Source organism: Saccharothrix lopnurensis (genome assembly GCF_042658445.1).
GTDB classification, from domain to species: domain Bacteria; phylum Actinomycetota; class Actinomycetes; order Mycobacteriales; family Pseudonocardiaceae; genus Actinosynnema; species Actinosynnema lopnurensis.
This window is the reverse complement of record NZ_JBHSQO010000021.1, coordinates 109033-135115: the sequence shown is the minus strand read 5'-3', so window position 1 is coordinate 135115 and position 26083 is coordinate 109033. Positions and strand designations below refer to the sequence as shown.

The window sequence follows — 26083 nt, the reverse complement described above, 5'->3', positions numbered from 1 at the left end:
CCCCCCCCCCCCCCCCCCCCCCCCCCCCCCCCCCCCCCCCCCGGACCGCCGACGACGCCGGCCAGCCCGCCGAAGACCACGAGCGGCACGTCCCCGGCCAGCTCGTCCAGCACCGAGACGCCGGCCAGCGCCGCGCGGACCGGGTCGAGCAGGCCCACGATGTCCACAGTGGACAGACTGCCGGCGGTGGCGGCGCGCGCGGCGTGCACCACGGCGGTCAGCGGCCGGTCGGCGGGGATCGCGGCGAGCGCGGCGGCCAGCGCCTCCCGGTCGGTGACCGGGCACGCGACCGGCGTCACGTCGGCCGCGGCCTCGTGCGCGTCCGGCGCGACGACCACGACGTGCTCCGCCCCGTGCTCCAGGACCCAGCGGACGACGCGCGACCCGACCGAGCCGGTGCCACCGGTCACCAGCACCGTGCCGCTCAGGGCGGGCGCCGCGGGGCTCTCGACGACCGGCACGAGCCGACGGCCGAGGAGCCCGCCGGGGCGCACCGCCACCTGGTCCTCGGGCCCGTCGGGCAGGAGCAGTTCGTCGCCGGCCAGGTCGACCAGCCCGCCCCAGCGCTCCGGGTGCTCCAGGGCGGCCACCCGCCCCAGGCCCCACAGCGCCGCGTGACCCGGGTTGGTCACCGGGTCGTCGTCCCCGGTCGACACCGCGCCCCGCGTCACGCACCACAGCGGTGCGGAGAGGCCGAGGGAACCCAGGGCGCGCAACAGCGCCGTCGTCAGCGCGACGCCCGTGGCCCCGTCGTCCGTGGCGGTCAGCGCCAGCACCCCGACCGGCTCGACGCCGTCGAGCGCCTCGGTGATCCGGGCCGCGGTGACCTCGGGGTCGGCGGACACCACGACGTGGACCGCCGAGCCGCCCGGCCGGCCGGCCCCCTCGTCGGTCACCGCGACCAGCCACGTGCCGTCGAGCGGGCGGCCGGGACCGATCGGCGCCCACCCGGTGCGGAACCGGCCGCTCACCGCGGGCGCGGGCAGGTCGGGCCACAGCCTGGTGCGCTGGAACGGGTAGGTCGGCAGGTCGACCCGGCGCGCGCCGGGGAAGAACCCGGACCAGTCCACCGCCACGCCCGCGCAGAACGCCTCGCCCAGCGACAGCGCGAACCGGGCGAACCCGCCGTCGTCGCGCCGCAGCGTGCCCACGGCGGCGACCGGCGCGCCCGCGGCCTCCGCGGTCGCCTGCACCGCGGCGGTGAGCACCGGGTGCGGCCCGACCTCGACGAACGCCCGGTGCCCCACCGCGACCAGCTCGCGCACGGCCCGCTCGAACCGCACGGTCTCGCGCAGGTTCGCGAACCAGTACCCGGCGTCGAGCCCGGCGGTGTCGAACCAGTCGCCGGCGCGGGTGGAGAAGAACGGCACCGCCCCGGTCCGGGGCCGCACGGGCGCCAGCGCCGCGAGCAGGTCCTCGCGCACGGCGTCCACGTGCGCGCTGTGCGAGGCGTAGTCGACGGCGACCCGCCGCACCCGCGCGCCCTCGCCGGCCAACGCCTCGGCCAGCTCGTCCAGCGCGGCCGGTTCGCCCGACACCACGACCGCGGCGGGCCCGTTGACTGCGGCGACCGACAGCCCCGGCCCCAGCCGGGGGACCACCTCCGCCTCGGGCAGCGCCACCGACAGCATCCCGCCGCGCCCGGACAGCGCCCGCCCGATCGCCCGCGCCCGCAGCGCGACGACCCGCGCGCCGTCCTCCAGCGACAGCCCGCCGGCCACGCACGCCGCCGCGACCTCGCCCTGCGAGTGGCCCACGACGGCGGCCGGGCGGACGCCGTGCGCCTCCCACAGTGCCGCCAGCGCCACCACCACCGCCCACGACACCGGCTGCACGACCTCCACGCGGTCCAGTGCGAGCCCGTCGCGCAGCACGTCCACCAGCGAGAAGTCCACGTGCGGGGCCAGGGCGTCGGCGCACTGCCCGATCCGCTCGGCGAACACCGGGGACTCGTCCAGCAGCCGCGCGCCCATGCCGACCCACTGCGCGCCCTGACCGGGGAACACGAACACCGGCCCCGCCGCGTCGGGGTCGGCGACCCCCTCGGCGGTGGTGGCAGAGGGGCGGCCGGCCGCGAGCGCGCCCAGGTCGGCCGGGTCGAGCAGGACGGCGCGGTGCGGCAGGGCGGTCCTGGTGGAGGTCAGCGAGAAGGCCACGTCCACCGGCCGGTCGCCGCGGTCGGCGAGGTGGTCGCGCACCCGCGCGGCCTGCGCCCGCAACGCCTCGCGGGAGCGCGCCGACAGCACCCAGGGCAGCGCGGCGGGCACCGGCCCGGGGGGCACGGTGTTCCCGGCGTCCCCGACGTCCCCGGCGGCGGGCGCGGCCTCCACCACGACGTGCGCGTTGGTGCCGCTCACCCCGAACGACGACACCGCCGCACGGCGCGGCGCACCCGTCTCCGGCCACGGCCGGGCCTCGGTCGCCAGCTCGACCGCGCCGCCGGACCAGTCGACTCGCCGCGAGGGGCTCCCGGCGTGCAGGGTGGCGGGCACGGTGCCGTGCCGCATCGCCATCACGACCTTGATCAGCCCGGCCACGCCGGACGCCGCCTGCGCGTGCCCCAGGTTCGACTTCACCGACCCCAGCAGCACCGGCCGCGCGCGGTCCCGGCCGTAGGTCGCCAGCAGCGCCGCGGCCTCGATCGGGTCGCCCAGCGCCGTGCCGGTGCCGTGCGCCTCGACCAGGTCCACGTCGGCCGCCGACAGCCCGGACGCCACGAGCGCCTGCCGGATCACCCGCCGCTGCGCCGGACCGCTGGGCGCGGTCAACCCGTTGGACGCGCCGTCGGAGTTCACCGCGGACCCGCGCAGCACCGCCAGCACCGGGTGGCCGTTGCGGCGCGCGTCGGACAGTTTCTCCAGCAGCACCAGGCCCACGCCCTCGGCCCAGCCCACGCCGTCCGCGCCCTCGGCGAACGCCTTGCAGCGGCCGTCCGGCGCGACCGCGCCCTGCCGGCCGTAGAGCACGAACGCGGTGGGCCTGACCATGATCGTCACCCCGCCGGCGAGCGCCAGCGAGCACTCCCCCGCCCGCACCGCCTGCGCGGCCAGGTGGATCGCCACCAGCGACGACGAGCACGCCGTGTCCACGGTGACCGACGGGCCCTCCAGCCCGAAGGTGTAGGACAGCCGGCCGGACACGACGCTGGCCGCGTTGCCGGTGCCCGCGTGCGGGCTGCCGTCCTCGCCCACCGCGGCCAGCAGGTCCAGGTACTCCTGGCCGTTGGTGCCGACGAACACGCCGGTGCGGCTGCCGTGCAGGGCCGCGGCGTCCAGCCCGGCCCGTTCGAACGCCTCCCACGAGGTCTCCAGCAGCAGCCGCTGCTGGGGGTCCATCGCCAGCGCCTCGCGCGGGGTGAGCCCGAAGAACGCCGGGTCGAAGTCCGCGATCCCGGACACGAACCCGCCCTCGCGGGTCGGCCCCACGGCCAGGTCCGCCGGGTCCCACCCCCGGTCGTCGGGCAGCGGGCCCACCGCGTCCACGCCGCCCGCCACCAGGTCCCACAGCTGCTCGGGCGAGGTGACGCCGCCGGGGAACCGGCAGCTCATCGCCACGACGGCGACCGGCTCGGCGCGGCCGGCGGCCAGCTGCCGGTTGAGCCTGCGCAGCCGCTCGTTCTCCTTCATCGACGCCCGGAACGCCTCGATGACCTGGTCGGTGGAGTGGGACATGGTTCTCCGCTTCGGGGTCGGTTGGTCAGCGGTCCGCGTCGAGCGCGGCTCGGACCAGGGCGTCCAGGTCCATGTCGTCGACGGCCACCTCGTCCAGGGCCACCTCGTTCACCTCGGCCACGGCCGGGTCCCCCTCGCCGCCGTCCGCCGCGTCGCCGAGGGCGAGCAGGGCGTCCAGCAGGCCGAGGTCGCGCAGCCGGTCCAGCGGCACGGTCGCGAGCAGCGCCCGCACCCGGCCCTCCTCGTCGTCGGGGTCCCGCTCCGCCGGGGCGCCCGGCGCGAGGACACCGGCGAGGCCCCGGTGCAGGTGCTCGGCCAGCGCCAGCGGCGTGGGCTGGTCGAACACCAGCGTCGCCGCGAGGGTCAGCCCGGTCAGCGCGGCCAGCCGGTCGCGCAGCTCGACCGCGGTCAGCGAGTCGAACCCGAGGTCGGTGAACGTCCGGTCGGCCGCGACGCGGTCCGCGCCGCCGTGCCGCAGCACGTCCGCCACCTCAGCGCGCACCAGGGACAGCAGCACCTGCCGCCGCCCGGCCCCGGGCACGGCCGCCAGCCGGGCGCGCAGGGCGTCGGCGGCGTCGGGCGCGGGCCGCCCCGCCCCGGTCAGGCCGGCGGTGAGCGCGCCCCCGCGCGCCGGGCCGTAGCGCTCCCAGTCGACGTCGGCGACCACGGCGGTCGGCGCGGCGTCGCCGCCCAGCGCGCGCAGCACCTCCACGGCGCGGCGCGGCGCCATCGGCAGCGCGCCGGCCCGGTGGGCGGCTTCCCGCGCGGCCGGGTCGTCGGCCATGCCGCCGCCGTCCCACGCGCCCCACGCCACGGACGTCGCGGCGCGCCCGGCGGCGCGCCGGCGGTGGGCCAGGGCGTCCAGCGCGGCGTTGGCGGCGGCGTAGTTGCCCTGCCCGGCGTTGCCCAGGACCGCCGACGCCGACGAGAACAGCGCGAACACCGCGAGGTCGCGGTCCCGGGTCAGCTCGTCCAGGTTGCGCGCGGCGGTAAGCTTGGCGCGGAACACGGTCGTGAACCGGTCCGGCGTGAGCCCGTCGAGCAGGCCGTCGTCCAGCACGCCCGCCGCGTGCACGACCCCGGTCAGGTCGGGCAGCCCGGCGAGCACGCCGGCCAGGGCGTCGCGGTCGGCGGCGTCGCACGCCACCACGTCCACCCGCGCACCCAGGCCCTCCAACTCCGAATGCAAGGCGTCCGCGCCCGGCGCGTCGAGCCCGCGCCTGCTGAGCAGCACGAGGTGCCCGGCGCCGGCCTCGGCCAGGCCGCGGGCGACGTGCCCGCCCAGGGCGCCCGTGCCGCCGGTGACCAGCACGGTCCCGTTCGGCCGCCAGGCGCCGGCGGGCGCCGTGGTCACGCGCACCAGGCGCCTGCCGTGCGCTCCCGCGCCGCGCACCGCCACCCGGTCCTCCTCGCCGGCCGCCAGCACGGCGGCCAGCACGGGCCCCGAGGCCGGGTCCCACTCGACCGGCAGGTCGACCACGCCGCCCCACCGGTCGGGGCGCTCCGCAGCGGCCACCCCGGCCAGGCCCCACACCGCGGCACCGGCCACGGACGGCGTCTCGTCGCCGACCGCCACCGCGCCCCGCGTGACGCACCACAGCGGCGCGTCGCCGAGGTCGCGCAGCAGGGCGGCGGTGTCGAGCACGGCGGCGGGCACGCCGTCGCGCTCGGACTCCTCCACCGCGAAGAACAGCGCGGTCGCGCCGTCGGGCACGTCGCCGGCGGCGGTCACCACCCCGGCCTCCGGCAGCGCGGCCAGCACGGCGGCGACCCACGGGTCCCCGGCGTCGGGCACGACCGCCACCAGCGGACCGGGCCGGGCGGCGGGCAGGTCGAGCGGCGCCCAATCGGAGCCGTAGCGCCAGCCCGACGTCGGGTCGGCGGTCGGCACGGCGTCCCTCGGCCAGAACCGCTCGCGCTGGAACGCGTAGGTCGGCAGCGCGCCCCGGCGGGCGCGGCGGCCACCGTGGAACGCCGCCCAGTCCACGTCCGCGCCGTGCGCGTGCAGGCGGGCCAGGGCCTCGACCACCGCGACGGGCTCGGACCGGTCGCCGCGCAGCGCGGGCACCGCCACCGCTCCCGGCAGCACCTGCCGCACCGCGCCCGACAGCGAGCCGTCCGGGCCGATCTCCACGAACACGTCGGCCCGCGTCCCGGCGACCGCGTCGGCGAACCGCACGGTGGCCCGGACCTGCCCGACCCAGTAGGCCGGGTCGGTGTGGTCCGCGCCGACGGCGACCGTCGACACGACCGGCACGCGCGGCGGCGCGAACCGCAGCCCGGCGACGACCCGGCCGAACTCCTCCAGCACCGGGTCCACCAGCGGGGAGTGGAAGGCGTGGCTCACCCGCAGCGCGCGGGTCTTGCGGCCGTCGGCGGTCAACCGGTCGGCGACCGCCGCGACCTCCTCGGCCACGCCGGACAGCACGACCGACTCCGGCCCGTTCACCGCCGCGAGCGCCACGCCGGCGGTGAGCAGCCGCGTCACCTCGGCCTCGGTGGCCCGCACGGCCACCATCGCGCCGCCGACCGGCAGCGCCTGCATGAGCCTGCCCCGGGCGGCCACCAGGCGGCACGCGTCCTCCAGCGACAGCACGCCCGCGACGTGCGCGGCGGCGATCTCGCCGACCGAGTGCCCGACCAGCACGTCCGGCCGCAGCCCCCACGACTCCAGCAGCCGCGACAGCGCCACCTGGAAGGCGAACAGCGCGGGCTGGGTGTACCCGGTGAGGTCCAGCTCGTCGGACGCCAGCACGTCGCGCAGCGGCCGGTCCAGCTCGCCGGCCAGCACGGCGGCGACCTCGTCCAGCGCGTCGGCGAACACCGGGAACCGGGCCGCCAGCCCGAGCCCCATGCCCGCCCGCTGCGCGCCCTGGCCGGCGAACACCCAGGCCCGCGCGGGTTCGCGGGCGGCGACCACACCGCTCGCCCGGCCCTCGGCCAGCGCGGTCAGGCCGCGCACCAGCTCGTCCCGGTCACCGCACACGACGGCCGCGCGGTGCGGCAGGTGCGCGCGGGCGCGGGCGGACGCCACGGCCAGGTCCGCGAGGTCCACGTGGTCGAGGTGCCCGAGCAGCCGGGCGGCCTGGCCCCTCAGCGCCTCCGGACCGCGTGCCGACAGCAGCACGGGCAGCGGCCCGGCCACGTCGGCGGCGGGCTCGGGCCGCGCGGGCGGGGCCTGTTCGACGACGACGTGCGCGTTGGTGCCGCTCGCGCCGAACGACGACACCCCGGCCCGGCGCGGCGCGCCCGTCTCCGGCCACGCCACCTGCCCGGTGAGCAGGGCGACCTCGCCGGCCGTCCAGTCCACGTGCGACGACGGCGCGTCCACGTGCAGCGTGCGGGGCACGACGCCGTGGCGCATGGCCTGCACGACCTTGATCACCCCGGCGACCCCGGACGCGGCCTGGGTGTGCCCGAGGTTCGACTTGATCGAGCCCAGCAGCAGGGGCCGCTCCCGGTCCTGGCCGTAGGTGGCCAGCAACGCCTGCGCCTCGATCGGGTCGCCCAGGGTCGTCCCGGTGCCGTGCGCCTCGACCACGTCCACTTCGGACGGACGCAGCCCGGCATCCGCCAACGCCGCCCGGATCACCCGCTGCTGCGAAGGACCGTTCGGCGCCGTCAACCCGTTCGACGCACCGTCCTGGTTCACCGCGGAGCCCTTCACCACCGCCAGCACCTCGTGCCCGTGGCGCCGCGCGTCCGACAGGCGCTCCAGCACCAGCACGGCGACGCCCTCGGACCAGCCCACGCCCTCGGCGGAGTCGGCGAACGACCGGCACCGGCCGCCCGCCGCGAGCCCGCCCTGGTGGGTGAACTCCTCGAACGCGATCGGCGTCGACATCACCGTGACACCGCCCGCGAGCGCCAGCGAGGACTCACCCGACCGCAGCGACCGCGCCGCCAGGTGCAGCGCCACCAACGACGACGAACACGCCGTGTCGATGGTCATCGCCGGGCCCTCCAGCCCGAGCACGTACGACACCCGGCCGGACAGCACGCTCGCCGCGTTGCCCGCGAGCAGGTGCCCGCGCAGGTCGGCGGGCGGCCGGTAGTCGGCCCCGGTCGAGCCGACGAACACGCCCGTGGCCGAGCCGCGCAGGCCGCCGGGGTCCACGCCCGCGTCCTCCAGCGCCTCCCACGAGGTCTCCAGCAGCAGCCGTTGCTGCGGGTCCATCGACAGCGCCTCGCGCGGCGAGATGCCGAAGAAGTCGGCGTCGAACAGCGGCGCGTCGTAGAGGAACCCGCCCTCCGCCGCCGCGCTGGTGGCGCGCAGCGAGGCGAGGTCCCAACCCCGGTCCGCCGGGAACCCGGCCACCGCGTCCCGCCCCTCCTCGACCAGCCGCCACAGGCCGTCGGCGTCCACGACGCCGCCGGGGAAGCGGCACGCCATGCCGACGATCACCACTGGATCGGTCTCGACGACCTCGCGCGGACCGCCGACCGGACCGGGTGCCGGGTCGCCGAGCAGCGCGGTGACCAGGTGGTCGCGCAGCGACTCGGGCGTCGGGTGGTCGAACACGGCGGTGGCGGGCAGCGCCAGGCCGGTCGCGGCCGTGAGCCGGTCGCGCAGCTCGACGGCGGTCAGCGAGTCGAAGCCCAGGTCGCGGAACGCCCGGTCGGGCGCGACGTCGGCCGCCGAGCCGTGCTCCAGGACGGCCGCCACGGCGGCGCGCACGGTGTCCAGCAGCTCGCGGGCCACCTGCTCCCGCGGCCGGTCCCGGGCGTCCTCCCCGAGGTCCGCGGCGATCCGCACACCGGGGACCTCGGAGAGGACGCGGGAGCCGACCGGGCGCGGGGGGATGCGCGCCCAGTCGACGTCGGCGACCACGACGTCACCGTCAGCGGTCGCGAGCGCGGTCACGGCGGTCTCGCCGTGCAGCGGGGTGAGGCCGGCCCGGCGCAGGCGGTCGGCGGAGGCCGAACCGGCCCACGGGGACCAGGACACGACGGTCGCGGGCAGGCCGAGCGAGCGGCGGCGGGCGGCCAGCGCGCGCAGGGAGGCGTCGGACGCGGCGTCGTCGGCGTGGCCCGCCGCGCCCCACACCCCGGCGATCGTGGTGGGCAGCGCGAACAGGTCCAGGTCGTGGTCGCGGGTCAGCTCGTCCAGGTGCAGCGCGCCCGCCGGGGAGCCGGCCGCGTGCACCACGCCGGTGAGGGCGTGCGCGGACACCACGGCCGCCAGGGCGTCCCGGTCGGTGACGTCGCAGGCGACGGACTCGGCCGTCGCGCCCAGCGCCGCGACCTCGCGGACCAGCTCGTCGGCGTCGCCGGAGCGGGTGAGCAGCACGAGGTGCGGCACACCCCGCCCGGCCAGCCACCGCGCGGCAGCCACCCCGACCGCGCCGGTCGCCCCGGTGACCAGCACGGTGCCCCGGGGCGCCGGGGCCTCGGCGGTGGTGGTGACCGGGACCAGTCGTTGGGCGCGCAGCCCGTCGGACCGCACGGCCACGGCGTCCTCGCCCGCCGTGAGCGCGGCGGCGACCAGCGCGGGATCGGCGTCGGCCGACACGTCCAGCACACCGCCCCAGCGGCCGACGTGCTCCAGCGCGGCGACCCGGCCGAAGCCCCACAGCGCGGCCTGCGCCGGGTCCGTCTCCGCGTCCCGGGTCACGCACCACACCGGGCGGTCCCCGGTGAGCAGCGCCGCCGTGCCCTCGACGTCGAGGAACGACAGCACGCCCACGTGGTCGCCGGACGCGGTGACGTCGAGCGGCAGGGCGTCGAGCAGCGGTCGCACCCACTCCGCCGGGGTCTCCGGCAGCACGGCCAGCCAGCGGCCGGTGGGGACGGGCCCGGCGGGCACCGGGCGCCACTCCAGCCGGTAGCGGTCGACCAGGGCGGCGCGGGCCCGGCGCCTGCCGTCCAGGGCGGCCAGCGCCGAGTCGAGGGTGTCGCGGTCCAGGTCCAGGTCGGCGGCCAGGTCCGCCACGTCGGCGGGGTCGAGGGCGGTCGAGGGGGCGGGTGCCGGCCAGTAGGTGGCCCGCTGGAACGGGTAGGTGGGCAGGGCGACCGGCCGGCCGGCGGCGACCCACTCCGACCAGTCCACCGCGATCCCGCGCACGTGGGCGCGGCCGAGGGCGGCGGCCAGCGCGGCGGGCTCGTCCCGGTCGCGCCGCAGCAGCGGCACCACCTCGGCGCCCGGCGCGCTCTCCCGCGCCACACCGGAGAGCGAGCCGTCCGGCCCGACCTCCAGCAGGGTCACCGCCCCGGTGGCGGCCACGGCGTCGGCGAACCGCACGGTCGCGACCACCTGCCGCACCCAGTGGGCGCCGTCGAACGCCGTGTGCGGTCGCCCGGTCACGGTGGACACGACGGGGATGCGCGGCGCGTGCGCGGTCACCCCGGCGGCGACCTCGGCGAACTCCGCCAGCACCGGCTCCACGAGCGGCGAGTGGAAGGCGTGGGACACGGCGAGCCGCCTGGTGCGCCCGCCCCTGTCCGCCCACCGGCGAGCGAGGGCCAAGACCGCGTCCTCGTCGCCGGACAGCACCACCGAGCGCGGGCCGTTCACCGCGCCCAGCACGACCCGGTCGCCCAGGAACGGCGCCACCTCGTCCTCCGACGCCTCCACCGAGACCATCGCCCCGCCCGGCGGCAGCGCGGCCATCAACCGGCCGCGCGCGGCGACCAGCCGGGCCGCGTCCGCCAGGGACAGCGCCCCGGCCACGTGCGCGGCGGCGATCTCGCCGACCGAGTGCCCGACCAGCACGTCCGGCCGCACGCCCCACGACTCCAGCAGCCGGAACAGCGCCACCTCGAACGCGAACAGCGCGGGCTGCGCGAACTCCGTGCTCGACAGCCGCCCGTCGTCGGCGAGGACGTCGGTCGGCAGGTCGAGCGCGGCGAACGCCTCGTCCAGCGCGGCGGCGAACACCGGGAACCGGGCGGCCAGCCCGAGCCCCATGCCGGCCCGCTGCGCGCCCTGACCGGCGAACACCAGCGCCACCGGCCCCCCGACCGGCGTGCCGGCCGCGACCTCGCGCACCTCGCCCCCGTCGGCCAGCAGCACCACGCGGTGGTCGAACGCGGCGCGCGCGGTCACCAGGGTGTGCCCGACGTCGAGCGGGTCGGCGTCGACACCGGCGAGCCGGGCGACGGCGGCGCGCACCGCGTCCTCGGAGCGGGCCGACACCGGCCACGGCACCGGACCGGGCGCGACGGCGCGCGACGGCCGGACGACCTCCGGGGCGTCGAGCACGACGTGCGCGTTGGTGCCGCTCACGCCGAACGACGAGACGCCGGCCCGGCGCACGCGGCCGGTCTCCGGCCACGGCGTCGCCGAGGTCACCACCTCGACCGCGCCGCTCGACCAGTCGACGTGCGGGGACGGCTCGGTCACGTGCAGGGTCGGCGGCACGACGCCGTGCCGCATCGCCAGCACCACCTTCATGACCCCGGCGACCCCGGCGGCGGCCTGGGTGTGCCCGAGGTTGGACTTGACCGAGCCGAGCAGCAGCGGGCGCTCGCGGTCCTGGCCGTAGGTGGCCAGGACCGCCTGCGCCTCGATCGGGTCGCCGAGCGCCGTGCCGGTGCCGTGCGCCTCCAGGACGTCCACCTCGGACGGCCGCAGCCCGGCGTTGGCCAGCGCCTGCCTGATGACGCGCTGCTGCGACGGGCCGTTGGGCGCGGTGAGCCCGTTGGACGCGCCGTCCTGGTTCACCGCCGAACCGCGCAGCACGGCCAGCACCTCGTGCCCGTTGCGCCGCGCGTCGGACAGCCGCTCCAGCACCAGCACGCCCGCGCCCTCGGCCCAGCCCGTGCCGTCGGCGCCGGCGGCGAACGCCTTGCACCGGCCGTCCGCGCTGAGCAGGCCCTGCCGGCTGAACTCGGTGAAGATCCACGGGGTGGACATCACGGACACGCCGCCGACCAGGGCCAGCCCGGATTCCCCGGAGCGCAGCGACTGCGCGGCCAGGTGCATCGCGACCAGCGACGCCGAGCACGCCGTGTCGACGGTGACCGCGGGCCCCTCCAGGCCGAGCGCGTAGGACACGCGGCCGGACACGACGCTGCCGGCGATGCCGGTGCCCACGTGCCCGTCGCGCTCCACGCCGGACCCGAGCAGCAGGTTCCCGTAGTCCTGGCCGTTCGTGCCGACGAACACGCCCGTGTCGCCGCCGCGCAGGCCGGACGGGTCGATGCCGGCGCGTTCCAGGGCCTCCCACGACACCTCCAGCAGCAGGCGCTGCTGCGGGTCCATGGCCAGCGCCTCGCGCGGCGAGATGCCGAAGAACCCGGCGTCGAAGGCGCCCACGTCGCGCAGGAAGCCGCCGGAGCGGGTGGTGCTGCCGCGCAGCGCCTCCGCCGACCAGCCGCGGTCGGTCGGGAACGGGCCGATCGCGTCCCGCCCGCCGATCAGCAGCTCCCAGTAGCCCTCGGGGCTGTCCACGCCGCCGGGCAGGCGGCACGCCATGCCGACGATCGCCACCGGCTCGTCCGCCGCCACGGCGGCGCGCGGCCGCTCGGGCTCGGCCGCGGTCCCGCCGAGCAGGGTCTCCAGGTGGGCGACCAGCGCGGCCGGGGTCGGGTGGTCGAACACGGTGGTGGCGGGCAGGTCCACGCCGAGCACGCGCGCCAGGCCGTTGCGGAACTCCAGCGCGGTCAGCGAGTCGAAGCCCAGGTCGCGGAACCGGCCGTCCGGGTCGACCGCGCCGGGGTCGGCGTGCCCGAGGACGGCGGCGGCGCGTTCCCGGACGGCGGCCATCAGGTCGCGGGGCGCGGCGGGCGCCACGGCCGGCCGCTCGGCCACCGAGGGCAGGAGCCCGCCCACGAACCGCGCGGACCTCGGCCTGGTGCCGGCGGCCCGCCAGCGCGCCCAGTCGACGTCGGCGACGGCGAGCGTGGTCTCGTCGGCGGCGAGGGCGCCCCACAGCGCCTCCACGGCGTGCCCGGCGGCCATCGTGCCGAACCCGTCGCGGCGCGCTCCCGCGTCGACCTGCGCGGTGTCGGCGGCCATGCCGATCTCCGCCCACCGGCCCCAGGCCACCGAGGTCGCGGACAGGCCGGCGGCGCGGCGGTTCTCGGCCATCGCGTCCAGCGCGGCGTTCGCGGCGGCGTAGTTGCCCTGGCCGGGGTTGCCGAGCGTGCCCGCCATGCTGGAGAACAGCACGAACGCGGCCACGTCCCGGTCGCGGGTCAGCTCGTCCAGGTGCCGGGCGGCGTCCACCTTGGTCCGCCACACGGCCGCGAACCGGTCGGCGGTCAGGGAGTCCAGCACGCCGTCGTCCAGCACGCCGGCCGCGTGCACGACCACCTCGGGCTCGTGCTCGTCGAGCAGCGCGGCCACCGCGCCCCGGTCGGCCACGTCGGCGGCGACGACCCGCAGGTCCACCCCGTCCAGCTCGGCGCGCAGCGCGGCCACGCCGGGCGCGTCCGGTCCGCTGCGGCTCACCAGCACCAGGCGGGCCGCGCCCGCGCTCGCGAACCGGCGGGCGACGTGCGCGCCGAGCGCGCCCGTGCCACCGGTGATCAGCACCGGCCCCGTGGGCACCGGGCGGACGGCCGGGCGCCGCGGCGCGCGGACCAGCCGGCGGCCCAGCACACCGCCCGACCTGATCGCGGTCTCGTCCTCCCCCGTCGCACCAGTCAGCACGGCGGCCAGCAGACCGGTGTCGATGTCGCCCGGGAGCACGTCCACGAGACCGCCCCAGCGGTCGGGGTGCTCCAGGCCGACGACGCGGCCGAGGCCCCACACGGCGGCCTGCTCCGGGTCGGCCGGGGCGTTCCCGGTGTTCACCCCGCCCCGGGTCAGGCACCACAGCGGGGCGGGGACCCCGGCGTCGCCCAGTGCCTGCACGAGCGCGGTGGTCGCCACGACCGGGTCGAGGCTGGCGGCCAGCAGGGACAGCACGCCCGCCGGTTCCAGGCCCGCCAGCGCGCCGGCGAGGGTCGCCCGGTCGCCGCCGGGCACGAGCACGGCGTCCCCGAGCAGCCCGGCCGTCCAGGCGGTGTCGACGCCCTCGGGCGCGACGACCAGCCAGCGGCCGGTGACCCGGGCCGGGGCGACCGGCACCGGCACCCAGTCGACGCGGTAGCGCCAGGAGTCGACGGTCGCGCCGACCTGGTCCGCCACGTGCGGCACGGGCCAGTAGCGCTCGTGCCGGAACGCGTAGGTCGGCACCTCGGCGGGCACGACGCCGGGCACGAGGACGTCCCAGCGCACCGGCACGCCCGCCACCCACGCCTCCGCCACCGACCACAACAACCGGTCCGCGCCACCCTCGCCGCGCCGCAGCGAACCCACCACCACGGCGTCGTCACCCACCACGTCACGCACGCTCATCGACAGCACCGGGTGCGGACCGACCTCCACGAACACGTCGCGACGGGCGGCCAGCACCGCGCCCTGGAAGTCGACCCGCTCGCGCAGGTTGCGGAACCAGTAGTCCGCGTCCAGGGTGGCGGTGTCGACGGCCGCGCCGAGCACGCCCGAGCAGAAGTCCACGTCCGTCGACACCGGCGTGAGGCCGCTCAGGACCTCCGCCAGCGCGTCGCGCACCTCGTCCACCGCGGACCAGTGCGACGCGTAGTCGACGGGGATGCGCCGGGCCCGCACGTCCCGCGCGGTCAGCTCCGCCACCAACTCGTCCAGCGCCTCGACCTCGCCGGACAGCACCACCGCGCGCGGCCCGTTCACCGCGGCGATCCCGATCCGGTCGTCCAGCAGCGGCTCCACCTCGGCCACGGGCAGCGCCACCGACGCCATGCCACCGCGACCGGACAGCGCCCCGGCCACGACCCGGCTGCGCAGCGCCACCACCCGCGCCCCGTCCTCCAGCGACAGCGCGCCCGCCACGCACGCGGCGGCGATCTCGCCCTGCGAGTGGCCGACGACCCCGGCGGGCGGCACACCGAGCGCCCGCCACACCTCGGCCAGCGACACCATGACCGCCCACAGCGCGGGCTGCACCACGTCGACCCTGGCCAGCGCGTCCTCGTCGGCCAGCACGTCGAGCACCGACCAGTCGACGTGCCGCGACAGCGCGGCGTCGCACGCGCGCAGCCGGTCCGCGAACACGGGCGACGACGCGACCAGGTCCAGCGCCATGCCGACCCACTGCCCGCCCTGACCGGGGAACACGAACACGGCCTCGCCGCGGTCGGTCGCCGTGCCGAGCACCGCGGCCGGGTCCTCGCCGCCCCGCGCCAGGGTCGCCAGCGCGCGGCACCGCTCGTCGTGGTCGGCGCCGAGCACGACGGCGCGGTGCTCGAAGCCCGACCGGCCGGCCAGCGCCGCGGCCACGGCGGCCGGGTCGAGGTCGGGGCGCGCCAGCACGGCGTCGAGCAGCCGGGCCGCCTGGGCGCGCAGCGCGTCCTCGGTGCGGCCGGACAGCACCCACGGCACCGGGCCCGCCACGGGGGCCGGGTCGGCGGCCGGTCCGGGGAGAGGGGGTGCGACGACCGCGGGCGGCTGCTCCAGCACGACGTGCGCGTTGGTGCCGCTGATGCCGAACGCCGACACGCCGATCCGGCGCGGCGCACCGGTGCGCGGCCACGGGCGGTCGGCCCGCAGCAGCTCGACCGCGCCCGCCGACCAGTCGACGCGCGAGGACGGGGTGTCCGCGTGCAGGGTGCGCGGCAGCACGCCGTGCCGCATCGCGTAGATCGCCTTGACCACGCCCGCGACGCCGGCGGCGGCCTGGGTGTGGCCGATGTTGGACTTGACCGACCCCAGCCACAGCGGCTCGGTGCGGTCGCGGCCGTAGGTGGCCAGCAGGGCGTGCGCCTCGATCGGGTCGCCCAGCGGCGTGCCCGTGCCGTGCGCCTCGACCGCGTCCACCTCGGCGGGCTCCAGGCCCGCGTCCGCCAGCGCCGCCCGGATGACGCGCTGCTGCGCGCGGCCGTTGGGCGCGGTCATGCCGTTGGACGCGCCGTCGGAGTTGATGGCGCTGCCGCGGACGACGGCCAGCACCCGGTGCCCGTTGGCGATCGCGTCGGACAGCCGCTCGACCAGGAGCACGCCGACGCCCTCGGCCATGCCGAACCCGTCGGCCTCCTCGCCGAAGGCCCGGCAGCGGCCGTCCACCGACAGCGCGCGCTGCCGGCTGAACCCGGTCAGCGTCTCCGGCGAGGTCATGATCGTGGCGCCGCCCGCCAGGGCCAGGTCGCACTCGCCCGAGCGCAGCGCCCGCGCGGCCAGGTGCAGCGCGACCAGCGCCGACGAGCAGCCGGTGTCGAGGGTGAGCGCGGGGCCCTCGGTGCCGAGCAGGTAGGCGACGCGGCCGGACAGGATGCTGGTGGCGCGGCCGGTGAGCAGGTGGCCCTCGTAGCCGTCCTCGTTGGTCAGCACACCCGTGGCGTAGTGCTGGTAGGCCGCGCCGAGGAAGACGCCGGTGCTGCTGCCGCGCACCGAGCGCGGGTCGACGCCGGCGTGCTCCAGGGCCTCCCAGGAGGTCTCCAGCAGCAGCCGCTGCTGCGGTTCCATCGCGATGGCCTCGCGCGGCGAGATGCCGAAGAACGCCGCGTCGAAGTCGCCCGCCCCGGGCAGGAACGCGCCGCGCGCGACGTAGGTGCGGCCGGGTCGGTCCGGGTCGGGGTCGTAGAGGCCGGCGACGTCCCAGCCGCGGTCGGTCGGCAGGTCGCCGACCACGTCCGCGCCCGCCGCCACCAGGTCCCACAGCTGCTCGGGCGCGGTGACGCCGCCGGGGAACCGGCAGCCGACGCCGACGATCGCGACCGGCTCGTCACCGGCCTCTCGCACGACGGTGGTGACGGCCCTGCCCTCGTCCTCGCCCAGCAGCAGCACGCGCAGGTGGTCGGCCAGCTCCGCCGGGCTGGGGAAGTCGAAGACCACGGTGCTGGGCAGGGTCAGGCCGGTGCGGGCGTTGAGCCGGTTGCGCAGGTCCACGGCCATCACCGAGTCGAACCCGACCTCGCGGAACGCCCGGTCCTCGGCCACGGCCGAGTCGTCGCGGTGCCCGAGGGCGGCGGCGGCCTCGCCGCGCACCAGCCCGCGCAGCGCCCGGTCCCGCTCGGCGCGCGGCAGGGCGCGCAGGCCCGCGGCCAGGTCGGAGTCCTCGCGCACCGGTCCGGGCGCGGCGCGCGGCGCGCGGACCTCCGGGACCTCGTCGAACAGGGCGTTGGGCCGGCCGGTGGTGAACACGGCGTGGAACACCGGCCAGTCCACGTCGGCCACGGCGGGCGCGGTCTCGTCGGCGTCCAGGACACCGACCAGGGCGGTCAGCGCGAGGTCCACGTCCAGGAACGGCAGGCCGCTGCGGCGCACCTGCTCGGGGTCGACGTCCGGGCGGTTCATGGTGCGCTCGTCGGCCCAGATGCCCCAGCGCACGGACACGCCGGTCAGGCCGCGGGCGCGGCGGTGCTCGGCGAGCGCGTCGAGGTAGGCGTTGCCCGCCGCGTACGCGCCGTGGTCGGCGCTGCCCCACAGGCCCGCGATCGAGCTGAACAGCACGAACGCGTCGAGGTCGGCGGGCAGCAGCTCGTCCAGGTTGGCCGCGCCGGCGACCTTGGCGTCCACCACGGCGGCGAAGTCGGCCAGGGAGGTGTCGGCGAGCATCCCCAGTTCGGTCAGCGCCGCGGCGTGGAACACCGACCGCACCTCGCGGCCCTCGGCCGCCAACCGCGCCAGCAGGGCGGCCACGGCGGTCCGGTCGCCCACGTCGCACACCGGGAACTCGACCTCGGCGCCCAGGGCTTCCAGCTCGGCCTTCAGCCCGGCGTCCACGCCGCGCCTGCCGACGACGACGAGGTGTTCCGCGCCGTCGCGGGCGAGCCGGCGGCACAGGTGCGGGCCGAGCGCCCCCGTGCCGCCGGTGACCAGCACCGTGCCGCGCGGGCGGTACTCGCGGACGCGGTCCGCCGCGCCGGCCCGGACCAGGCGGCGCGCGTGCAGGCCGGTCGGGCGGACGGCGAGCAGGTCGGTGGGCTCGGCGAGCGCGGCGCGCAGCAGGGCGGCGGTGCGCTCGTCGAGCCGGTCGGGCAGGTCGAGGCAGCCGCCGAAGCGACCGGGGTGTTCGAGCGCGGCGACCCGGCCGACGCCGAGCACCTGCGCCTGCACGGGCGAGGTCAGCGGGTCGTGCGCGCCGGTCGACACCGCGCCCCGGGTCAGCAGCCACAGCGGCGCGTCCGCGTCGAGGTCGCCCAGCGCCTGCACCAGCGCCACGGTCAGCGCCAGGCCGGTGGCCAGCGCCGGGTGGGCCGGGTGCGGCCGCTCGGCGGCGGCCAGCAGCGAGACCACGCCGGACAGGCCGGTCGGGTCGCCGAGCCGGTCGGCGAGCACGGCGCGGTCGTGGCAGTCGGCGTCGAGCACCACCTCGCGGACCGCGGCCCCGCCGGCGCGCAGCGCCTCGACGACGTCGGGGTCCGGTTCGGTGGAGACCACGAGCCAGGTGCCGGTCGGGTCGGCGGCCCGGGTCGCGGGCAGCGCGCGCCAGACCTCGCGGTACCGCCAGTTGTCCACGGTGCCCCGCTCGCCGCGCCGGCGTCGCCACGCGGTCAGCGCCGGCAGCACCTCGGCCAGCGCGGGCCGGTGGTCCCCGGGCAGGTCCAGCAGGGCGGCCAGCCCGTCCGCGTCGGCCCGGTCCACCGCGGACCACAGGCCGGCGTCGGCCGGGTCGACGGCGGTCGACGGCTCGGCGGGGCTCACCCAGTAGTGCTCGTGCTCGAAGGCGTAGGGGGGCAGCACGGCCAACCCGTCGCCCGGCACGGCCGCCGACCAGTCGACCGGCACACCGGCCACGTGGGCCTCGGCGGCGGCCAGCAGCAGGCGCGTGCCGTCGCCGTCGTCGCGGCGCAGGGTGCCGAGCACCACCGCGTCCTCGCCGACGACGTCCTGCACGCTCGCCGTGAGCACGGGGTGCGGGCTCACCTCGACCAGCACGGTGTGCCCGTCGGCCAGCGCGGCGCGCACGGCCGCCTCGAACTCGACCCGTTCCCGCAGGTTGCGGTACCAGTAGGCGGCGTCCAGGCCGGAGGTGTCCAGCGGGCCGCCGGTCACCGAGGAGTAGAACGCGATGTCCGACGTGGTGGGCGCGACCGGGGCCAGCACCTCGGCCAGCCGGGGTTCGACCGCGGCGACACCAGAGGAGTGCGACGCGTAGCTGACCGGGATGCGCCGCGCCCGCACGCCCCGCGCGGTCAGCTCCGCCACCAACTCGTCCAGCGCCTCGACCTCACCGGACAGCACCACCGCGCGCGGCCCGTTCACCGCCGCGATCCCCACCCGGTCGTCCAGCAGCGGCTCCACCTCGGCCGGCGGCAGCGCCACCGACGCCATGCCGCCCCGGCCCTCCAGCGCCTCGGCCACGACCCGGCTGCGCAGCGCCACCACCCGCGCCCCGTCCTCCAGCGACAGCGCGCCCGCCACGCACGCGGCGGCGATCTCGCCCTGCGAGTGGCCGAGCACGGCGGCCGGTTCGACGCCCAGCGCCCGCCACGCGGCGGCCAGCGACACCATGACCGCCCACAGCGCGGGCTGCACCACGTCGACCCGCGCCAGCGCCTCGGCGTCGCCCAGCACGTCGAACAGCGACCAGTCCACGTGCGCGGACAGCGCCGCGTCGCACTCGCGCAGCCCCCGCGCGAACACCGGGGAGGACTCGGCCAGGTCCAGCGCCATGCCGACCCACTGCGCGCCCTGACCGGGGAACACGAACACCACGCGACCGGGCGCGCCGGCCCGACCCCGCACCAGCGCGCCGTGCGGGCGGTCGCCGGCCAGCGCGGGCACGGCGTCGCGGTCCAGCAGCACGGCGCGGTGCTCGAACGACGCGCGCCGCAGCAGCGACCGGGCGACCACGTCGGCGGGCACGTCGGGGTGCTCGTCGAGCCAGGACGCCAACCGCGCCGCCTGGCCGCGCAGCGCGGCGGGCGTGCGGGCGGAGAGCACCCACGGCACGTCGCGCGCCGCCGGTCCCCCGGTGACCGGCGCGGGCGGCGTGACCGGCGCGGGCGGTTCCTCGACCACGACGTGCGCGTTCGCGCCGCTCAGCCCGAACGAGGACACCCCGGCCCGGCGCGGACGTCCGGCGCGCTCCCACGGCACGGCCTCGCGCAGCAGCCGGATCGAGCCTTCGGACCAGTCGACGCGCGTGGTGGGCGCCTCGGCGTGCAGGGTGCGCGGCAGCACGCCGTGGCGCATCGCCATCACCACCTTGATGACGCCGGCGATGCCCGCGGCCCACTGCGCGTGCCCGATGTTGGACTTGATCGACCCCAGCCACAGCGGCCGCTCGCGGTCCTGCCCGTAGGTGGCCATGAGCGCCTGGAGCTCGATCGGGTCGCCGAGCCTCGTGCCGGTGCCGTGCGCCTCGACGGCGTCCACCTCGGACGGCGCCAGGCGGGCGGCGGCGAGCGCGGCGCGGATCACGCGCTGCTGCGACGGGCCGTGCGGCGAGGTGATGCCGTTGGACGCGCCGTCGGAGTTGACCGCCGTGCCGCGCACCACCGCCCACACCTCGTGGCCGAGTTCCCGGGCCCGCGACAGCCGTTCGACCAGCAGCACGCCGACGCCCTCGGACCAGCCGGTGCCGGCCGCGTCGTCGGCGAAGGCCCGGCAGCGGCCGTCGGCGGACAGCGCGCCCTGCCGGCTGAACTCGACGAACAGCGACGGGTCGGTGAGCACCGTGACACCGCCGACCAGCGCCATGCCGCACTCCCCGGCCCGCAGCGCCGACACCGCCGAGTGCAGGGCGACCAGGGAGGACGAGCAGGACGTGTCGACGGTGACGGCCGGGCCCTCCAGGCCCAGGAAGTAGGCGACGCGACCGGAGGTGAAGCTCGGCGCGGTGCCGACCGCGTGCAGCCCCTCCAGGTGGGCGGCCTCCTCGGCGGTGCCGGGCGCGTAGCCGGTCCCGGTGGCGCCGACGAACACACCGGTGCGGGTGCCGCGCACGGAGGTCGGGTCGATGCCCGCGTGCTCGAAGACCTCCCACGCCGCCTCCAGCAGCAGGCGCTGCTGCGGGTGCATGGCCAGCGCCTCGCGCGGCGGGATGTCGAAGAAGGCGGCGTCGAACGCGCCCGCGTCGGGCAGGAACCCTCCCGAACGGGTGTAGGTGGTGCCCTGGCGGGTGCGGTCGGGGTCGTGGATGCGGGCCAGGTCCCAGCCCCGGTCGGCCGGGAAGTCGCCGATGGCGTCCACGCCGTCGGCGACGACCCGCCACAGGCCCTCGGCCGAGTCCGCGCCGCCGGGGTAGCGGCAGCTCATGCCCACGATGACGACGGGGTCGTCCTCGGCGCCCACCTCGGCGGTCCGCGGCTCGTCCGGCGCGGTGCCGGTCGCGCCGGACAGCTCCGCGACCAGGTGGCGGGCGAGGGCGGCGGGCGTGGGGTGGTCGAAGACGGCCGTGGCGGGCAGCCGCAGGCCGGTGGCGGCGGCGAGGCGGTTGCGCAGGTCCACGGCGGTCAGCGAGTCGAAGCCGAGGTCGCGGAACGCGCGGTGCGGCGGCACCCGGTCGGGGTCGGCGAAGTCGAGGACGGCGGCGGCGTGCGTGGTGACGAGCCTGGCCAGCGCGCGTTCCCGGTCGGCGGCGGGCAGCGCGGCCAGGCCCTCGGCGCGCTCGGTGGTCGACGCGGTGCGTCGGGTCGGGCGGCGGGGTCCGCGCAGCACGCCCGGCAGGTCGGGTCGGTCGGCGAGCACCGCCCGGTCGAGGTCGGCGGGCACCACGACGGCGTCGGTGCCGGCCAGCGCCGCGTCGAACAGCGCCAGCGCGTCCGGGGTGGGCAGCGGGCGGACGCCGGTGGTGGCCAGCCGGGTCACGTCCTGGTCGGTGAGGTGGGCGGTCAGCGCGCCGCGCAGCTCCCAGAAGCCCCAGGCCAGGGCGTGCGCGGGGAGGCCGTGCGCGTGCCGGTGGGCGGCGAGGGCGTCGAGGAAGGCGTTGGCGGCGGCGTAGTTGGCCTGCCCCGCCTGGCCGAGGGTGCCCGCGAGGGAGGAGAAGAGCACGAACGCGGCCAGGTCGAGGTGCGCGGTGGCCCGGTGCAGGTGCCACGCGCCACCGGCCTTGGCGGCGAGCACGCGGGAGAGCTGGTCGCCGGTCAGGTCGGTGACCAGGGCGTCGTCCAGGACGCCGGCCGCGTGCACGACGGCCGTCAGGTCCGGGATGCCGTCGACCAGGCGGCGCACCGCCTCGGCGTCGGTGACGTCGCAGGCCACGACCCGGACGTCGGCGCCGTCGAGGCCGCTCGGGACCTCGCCGCCGGTGCGGCCGGCGAGCACCAGGCCGCGCACGCCGTGCCGCTCCACCAGGTGCCGGGCGATCTCGCCGCCCAGCGCGCCGAGCCCGCCGGTGACCAGGACCGTGCCGCCGCCGAACGACGCCCCGCCGGTCGGCGTGACGCGCGCGAGCCTGCCCACGAGGACCGTGCCGCCGCGCACGACGAGCTGCGGCTCGTCCGTGCCCGGCAGGAGGTCGAGGACGGCGTCCGGGTCGCCGTCGGTGTCCACGAGCACGAGGCGACCGGGGTGCTCGGCCTGCGCGGCGCGCACCAGGCCCCACACCGCGCCGGCGGCGACGTCCTCGACCGCGTCGCCGGGGAGGGCGGCGACGGCGTTGCGCGTGACGACGACGAGCCGCCCGCCTTCCGCCGCCAGGCACTCCCGCAGCGCGGCGAGCACCCGCGCGCACAGCACCCCGGCCTCGGCCCCGGCGTCCACCGACGACGACGCGACCGGCAGCACGACCGCGTCGGCCAGGCCCCCACCGGCGGGGACCGGCGCCCACTCGACGCGGCGCAGCGCGGCGCCCGTCGTGGTCGCGTGCTCCCGGCGGCGCAGGACCAGGCGCTCGACCGACGCGACGGGCGCGCCGGCGGGGTCGGACGCCTCGACCGCGAACCCGGTCCCGGCGTTCCCCGTCACGCGCACGCGCAGCACCGACGCGCCGGTCGCGTGCAGCTCGACCCCGGCCCACGCGAACGGCAGCCCGGCGGGCCCGTCCCCGGCGAGCGCGGTGACGTGCAGGGCCGCGTCGAGCAGCGCCGGGTGCAGGCCGTAGCCGTCGGCCGGCGCGGCCTCGGGCAGCACGACCTCGCCGAACAGCTCGTTCCCCCGCCGCCACGCGGCCGTGAGCCCCCGGAACGCGGGGCCGTAGGCGAACCCGTGCGCCGCCAGGCCGTCGTGGAACCCGGCGAGGTCGACCGGCTCGGCGTCGGCGGGCGGCCACTGGGCGTCCGGCACGGGGGCCGCCCGCCCGGCCACCAGCACGCCGGAGGCGTGGTGCAGCCACTCGTCGCCGACGCGGGAGTGCACGTCCACGGTCCGCCGGCCGCCGTCGTCCGCGCCGACCACGACCCGCACCCGGACCCCGGGCGCGGGCACGGTGAGCGGCGCGTGCAGGGTCAGCTCGGCCACGCGCGGGCAGCCGACCTCGTCACCGGCCGCCACCGCCATCTCGACGAACGCCGCGCCGGGCAGCACCACGACCCCGTCCACGGCGTGGTCGGTCAGCCACGGCAGCGCGGCGGACCCCAGGCGCGTGCCGAACACCACCGCGCCCGACCCGATCACCTCGATCGGCGCGCCCAGCAGCGGGTGCCCCTCGGCGAGGGCGACGGGGCGGGGCGCGGGCCAGTAGCGGCGGCGCTGGAAGGCGTAGGTGGGCAGCTCGGCGCGCGGCCCGTCGGGCAGGGCGTCGAGCACCCGGACCGGGCAGCCGCGCACCGCCAGCTCGCCCAGGGACAGCAGGAAGCGGCGCGGGCCGCCCTCGTCGCGGCGCAGCGTGCCGACCGAGACGCCGGCGCCGGTCTCGGCCAGGGTCTCCGCGATCCCGGCGCGCAGCACGGGGTGCGGCGCGACCTCGACCAGGAACCCGTGGCCCTGGTCGAGCAGCGCGCGCACGGCCGGTCCGAAGTGGACCGTCTGCCGGAGGTTGCGGAACCAGTAGTCCGCGTCCAGCGCGGCGGTGTCCAGCCAGTCGCCGGTCACCGCGGAGAAGAACGGCACGGTCCCGGTGCGCGGCGCCACCGGGGCGAGGTCGGCCCGCAGGCGCTGCTCCAGCTCGGCGACCTGGGCCGAGTGCGAGGCGTAGTCCACGTCCACGCGGCGCGCGCGCACGCCCCGCGCGGTCAGCTCGGCGAACACCGCGTCCAGCGCGCCGACCTCGCCGGAGACGACCACCGAGGAGGGCCCGTTGACCGCGGCGATCGAGACCTCGGGGTGGTCCGCGAGCAGGTCCCGCACCCGCTCGGCGGGCCACGGCACGGACACCATGCCGCCGCGACCGGCCAGCCGTTCGCGGATGGCGGTGGCCCGCAGCGCCACCACGCGCGCGCCGTCCTCCAGCGACAGGCCGCCCGCGACCACGGCCGCCGCGATCTCGCCCTGGCTGTGGCCGACGACGGCGGCGGGCCGCACGCCGTGCGCCCGCCACACCTCGGCCAGCGACACCATCACCGCGAACAGCGCCGGCTGCACGACGTCCACGCGGTCCATCGGCACCTCGCCGCGCAGCACACCGGCCAGGTCCCAGTCCACGTGCGGCGCGAGGGCCCGCGCGCACTCCTCGGCGCGCGCCCGGAACACCGGCGAGGTGTCCCACAGCTCGTGGCCCATCGCCACCCACTGCGAGCCCTGACCGGGGAAGACGAACACGGCCTTGCCCCGGCCGTCGGCCACGCCGGTCACGACGTTGGCCGCCGCCCGCCCCTCGGCCAGTGCCGCGAGACCCGCCACCAGCTCGGCGCGGTCCGCGCCCACCACCACGGCCCGGTGGTCCAGCCGGGCACGGGTCCCGGCCAGCGCCCGGCCGACGTCGGCCGGGTCCAGGTCGGGTCGCCCGGTCACCCACGCGTGCAGCCGGGCGGCCTGGGCGCGCAACGCGTCCCCGGTCCGCCCGGAGACCAGCCACGGCACGGCCACCGGACCGGTCGCCTCGGCCACGGGTTCGGTCGCGGGTTTCACCACGGGCCCGGCACCGGTCGCGGGTTCAGCCGCGGCCCCAGTCGCGGGCCCCACCACGGCCCCGGCCGTCGCCCCGGCCACGGGCCCGGCGGTCGGCCCGGCGGTCGGTTCGTCCGCGTCGGGGTCGACCAGGTCCTGGACCGGCGCGTCCCCGGGAGCCTGCTCCAGGACGACGTGGGCGTTGGTGCCGCTGATGCCGAACGACGACACCGCCACCCGCCGCGGCCTGCCGGTCTCCGGCCACGGCTCCGCCTCGGTCAGCAGCCGCACCGCGCCCGCCGACCAGTCGACCCTCGTGGACGCGGCGTCCACGTGCAGGGTGCGCGGCAGCACGCCGTGCCGCATCGCCTCGACGACCTTGATGACGCCGCCGACACCCGCCGCGGCCTGCGCGTGCCCGATGTTCGACTTGAGCGACCCCAGCCGCAGCGGCTCGGACCGCTCGCCGCCGTACACGGCCAGCAGCGCCTGCGCCTCGATCGGGTCGCCCAGCGCGGTGCCGGTGCCGTGCGCCTCCACCGCGTCCACGTCGGCCGGCGTCAGGCGGGCGTCGGCCAGGGCCTCGCGGATCACGCGCTGCTGGGACGGTCCGTTGGGCGCGGTGAGCCCGTTGGACGCGCCGTCGGAGTTGACCGCGGTGCCGCGCACGACCGCGAGCACCTCGCGCCCCTCGCGCACCGCGTCGGACAGGCGCATCAGCACCAGCACGCCCACGCCCTCGGCCCAGCCGGTGCCGTCCGCGCCGTCGGCGAACGCCTTGCACCGGCCGTCCGGGGCCAGCCCGCCCTGCCGGGTGAAGTCGATGAACATCGACGGCGTGGCCATCACCGTGACGCCGCCGACGAGCGCCATCCCGCACTCGCCCGAGCGCAGCGACCGCACCGCCCAGTGCAGCGCCACCAGCGAGGACGAGCACGCCGTGTCCACGGTGACCGCGGGCCCCTCCAGGCCCAGCACGTACGCCAGCCGCCCGGACAGCACGCTGGTGGTGTTGCCGGTCAGCCGGAAGTCCTCCGCGTCACCGCTCACCGCCGCCGCGTAGTCCTGCGCGAACCCGCCGACGAACACGCCGGTGCGGCTGCCGCGCAGCGACAGCGGGTCGACGCCGGCCCGCTCGACCGCCTCCCAGGCGACCTCCAGCAGCAGCCGCTGCTGCGGGTCCATCGCCAGCGCCTCGCGCGGCGAGATCCCGAACAGCTCGGCGTCGAACCGCGCCGCGTCGTGCAGGAACCCGCCGCGGTCGGTCGCCGACAGCTCCCGCAACGCCTCCAGGTCCCACCCGCGGTCGGTGGGGAACGGCGTGGTGGCGTCCACCTCGGACGCCACCAGCCGCCACAGGCCCTCCGGGTCCTCCACCCCGCCGGGGAAGCGGCAGGCGGTGGCCACGACGGCGAGCGGTTGGCTGTCCCGCTCCTCCAGGTCGCGCACCCGCTGCTTGCTGCGCCGCAGATCGGCGCCCGCACGGCGGAGGTACTCCCGGAGCCTGTCTTCGTTGCCCATTCAACCCAACCCATCTCGACGGCCGACGGCGACACGAACGGGTACGCGTCTGCCC

Annotated in this window: 2 protein-coding genes; both read right to left on the bottom strand. The window is 78.2% G+C overall.

What is annotated here, in order from left to right:
- A partial coding sequence (locus tag ACFP3R_RS21245; RefSeq protein ID WP_380638105.1) for a type I polyketide synthase occupies window positions 1-3671 on the bottom strand: 3671 nt, incomplete at its 3' end.
- A 25-nt stretch (window positions 3672-3696) separates the two neighbouring features.
- Complete coding sequence (locus ACFP3R_RS21240) at window positions 3697-26028, bottom strand: type I polyketide synthase (RefSeq protein ID WP_380638104.1); 22332 nt, start codon at window positions 26026-26028, stop codon at window positions 3697-3699.
- Between the last annotated feature and the right edge of the window lie 55 nt (window positions 26029-26083).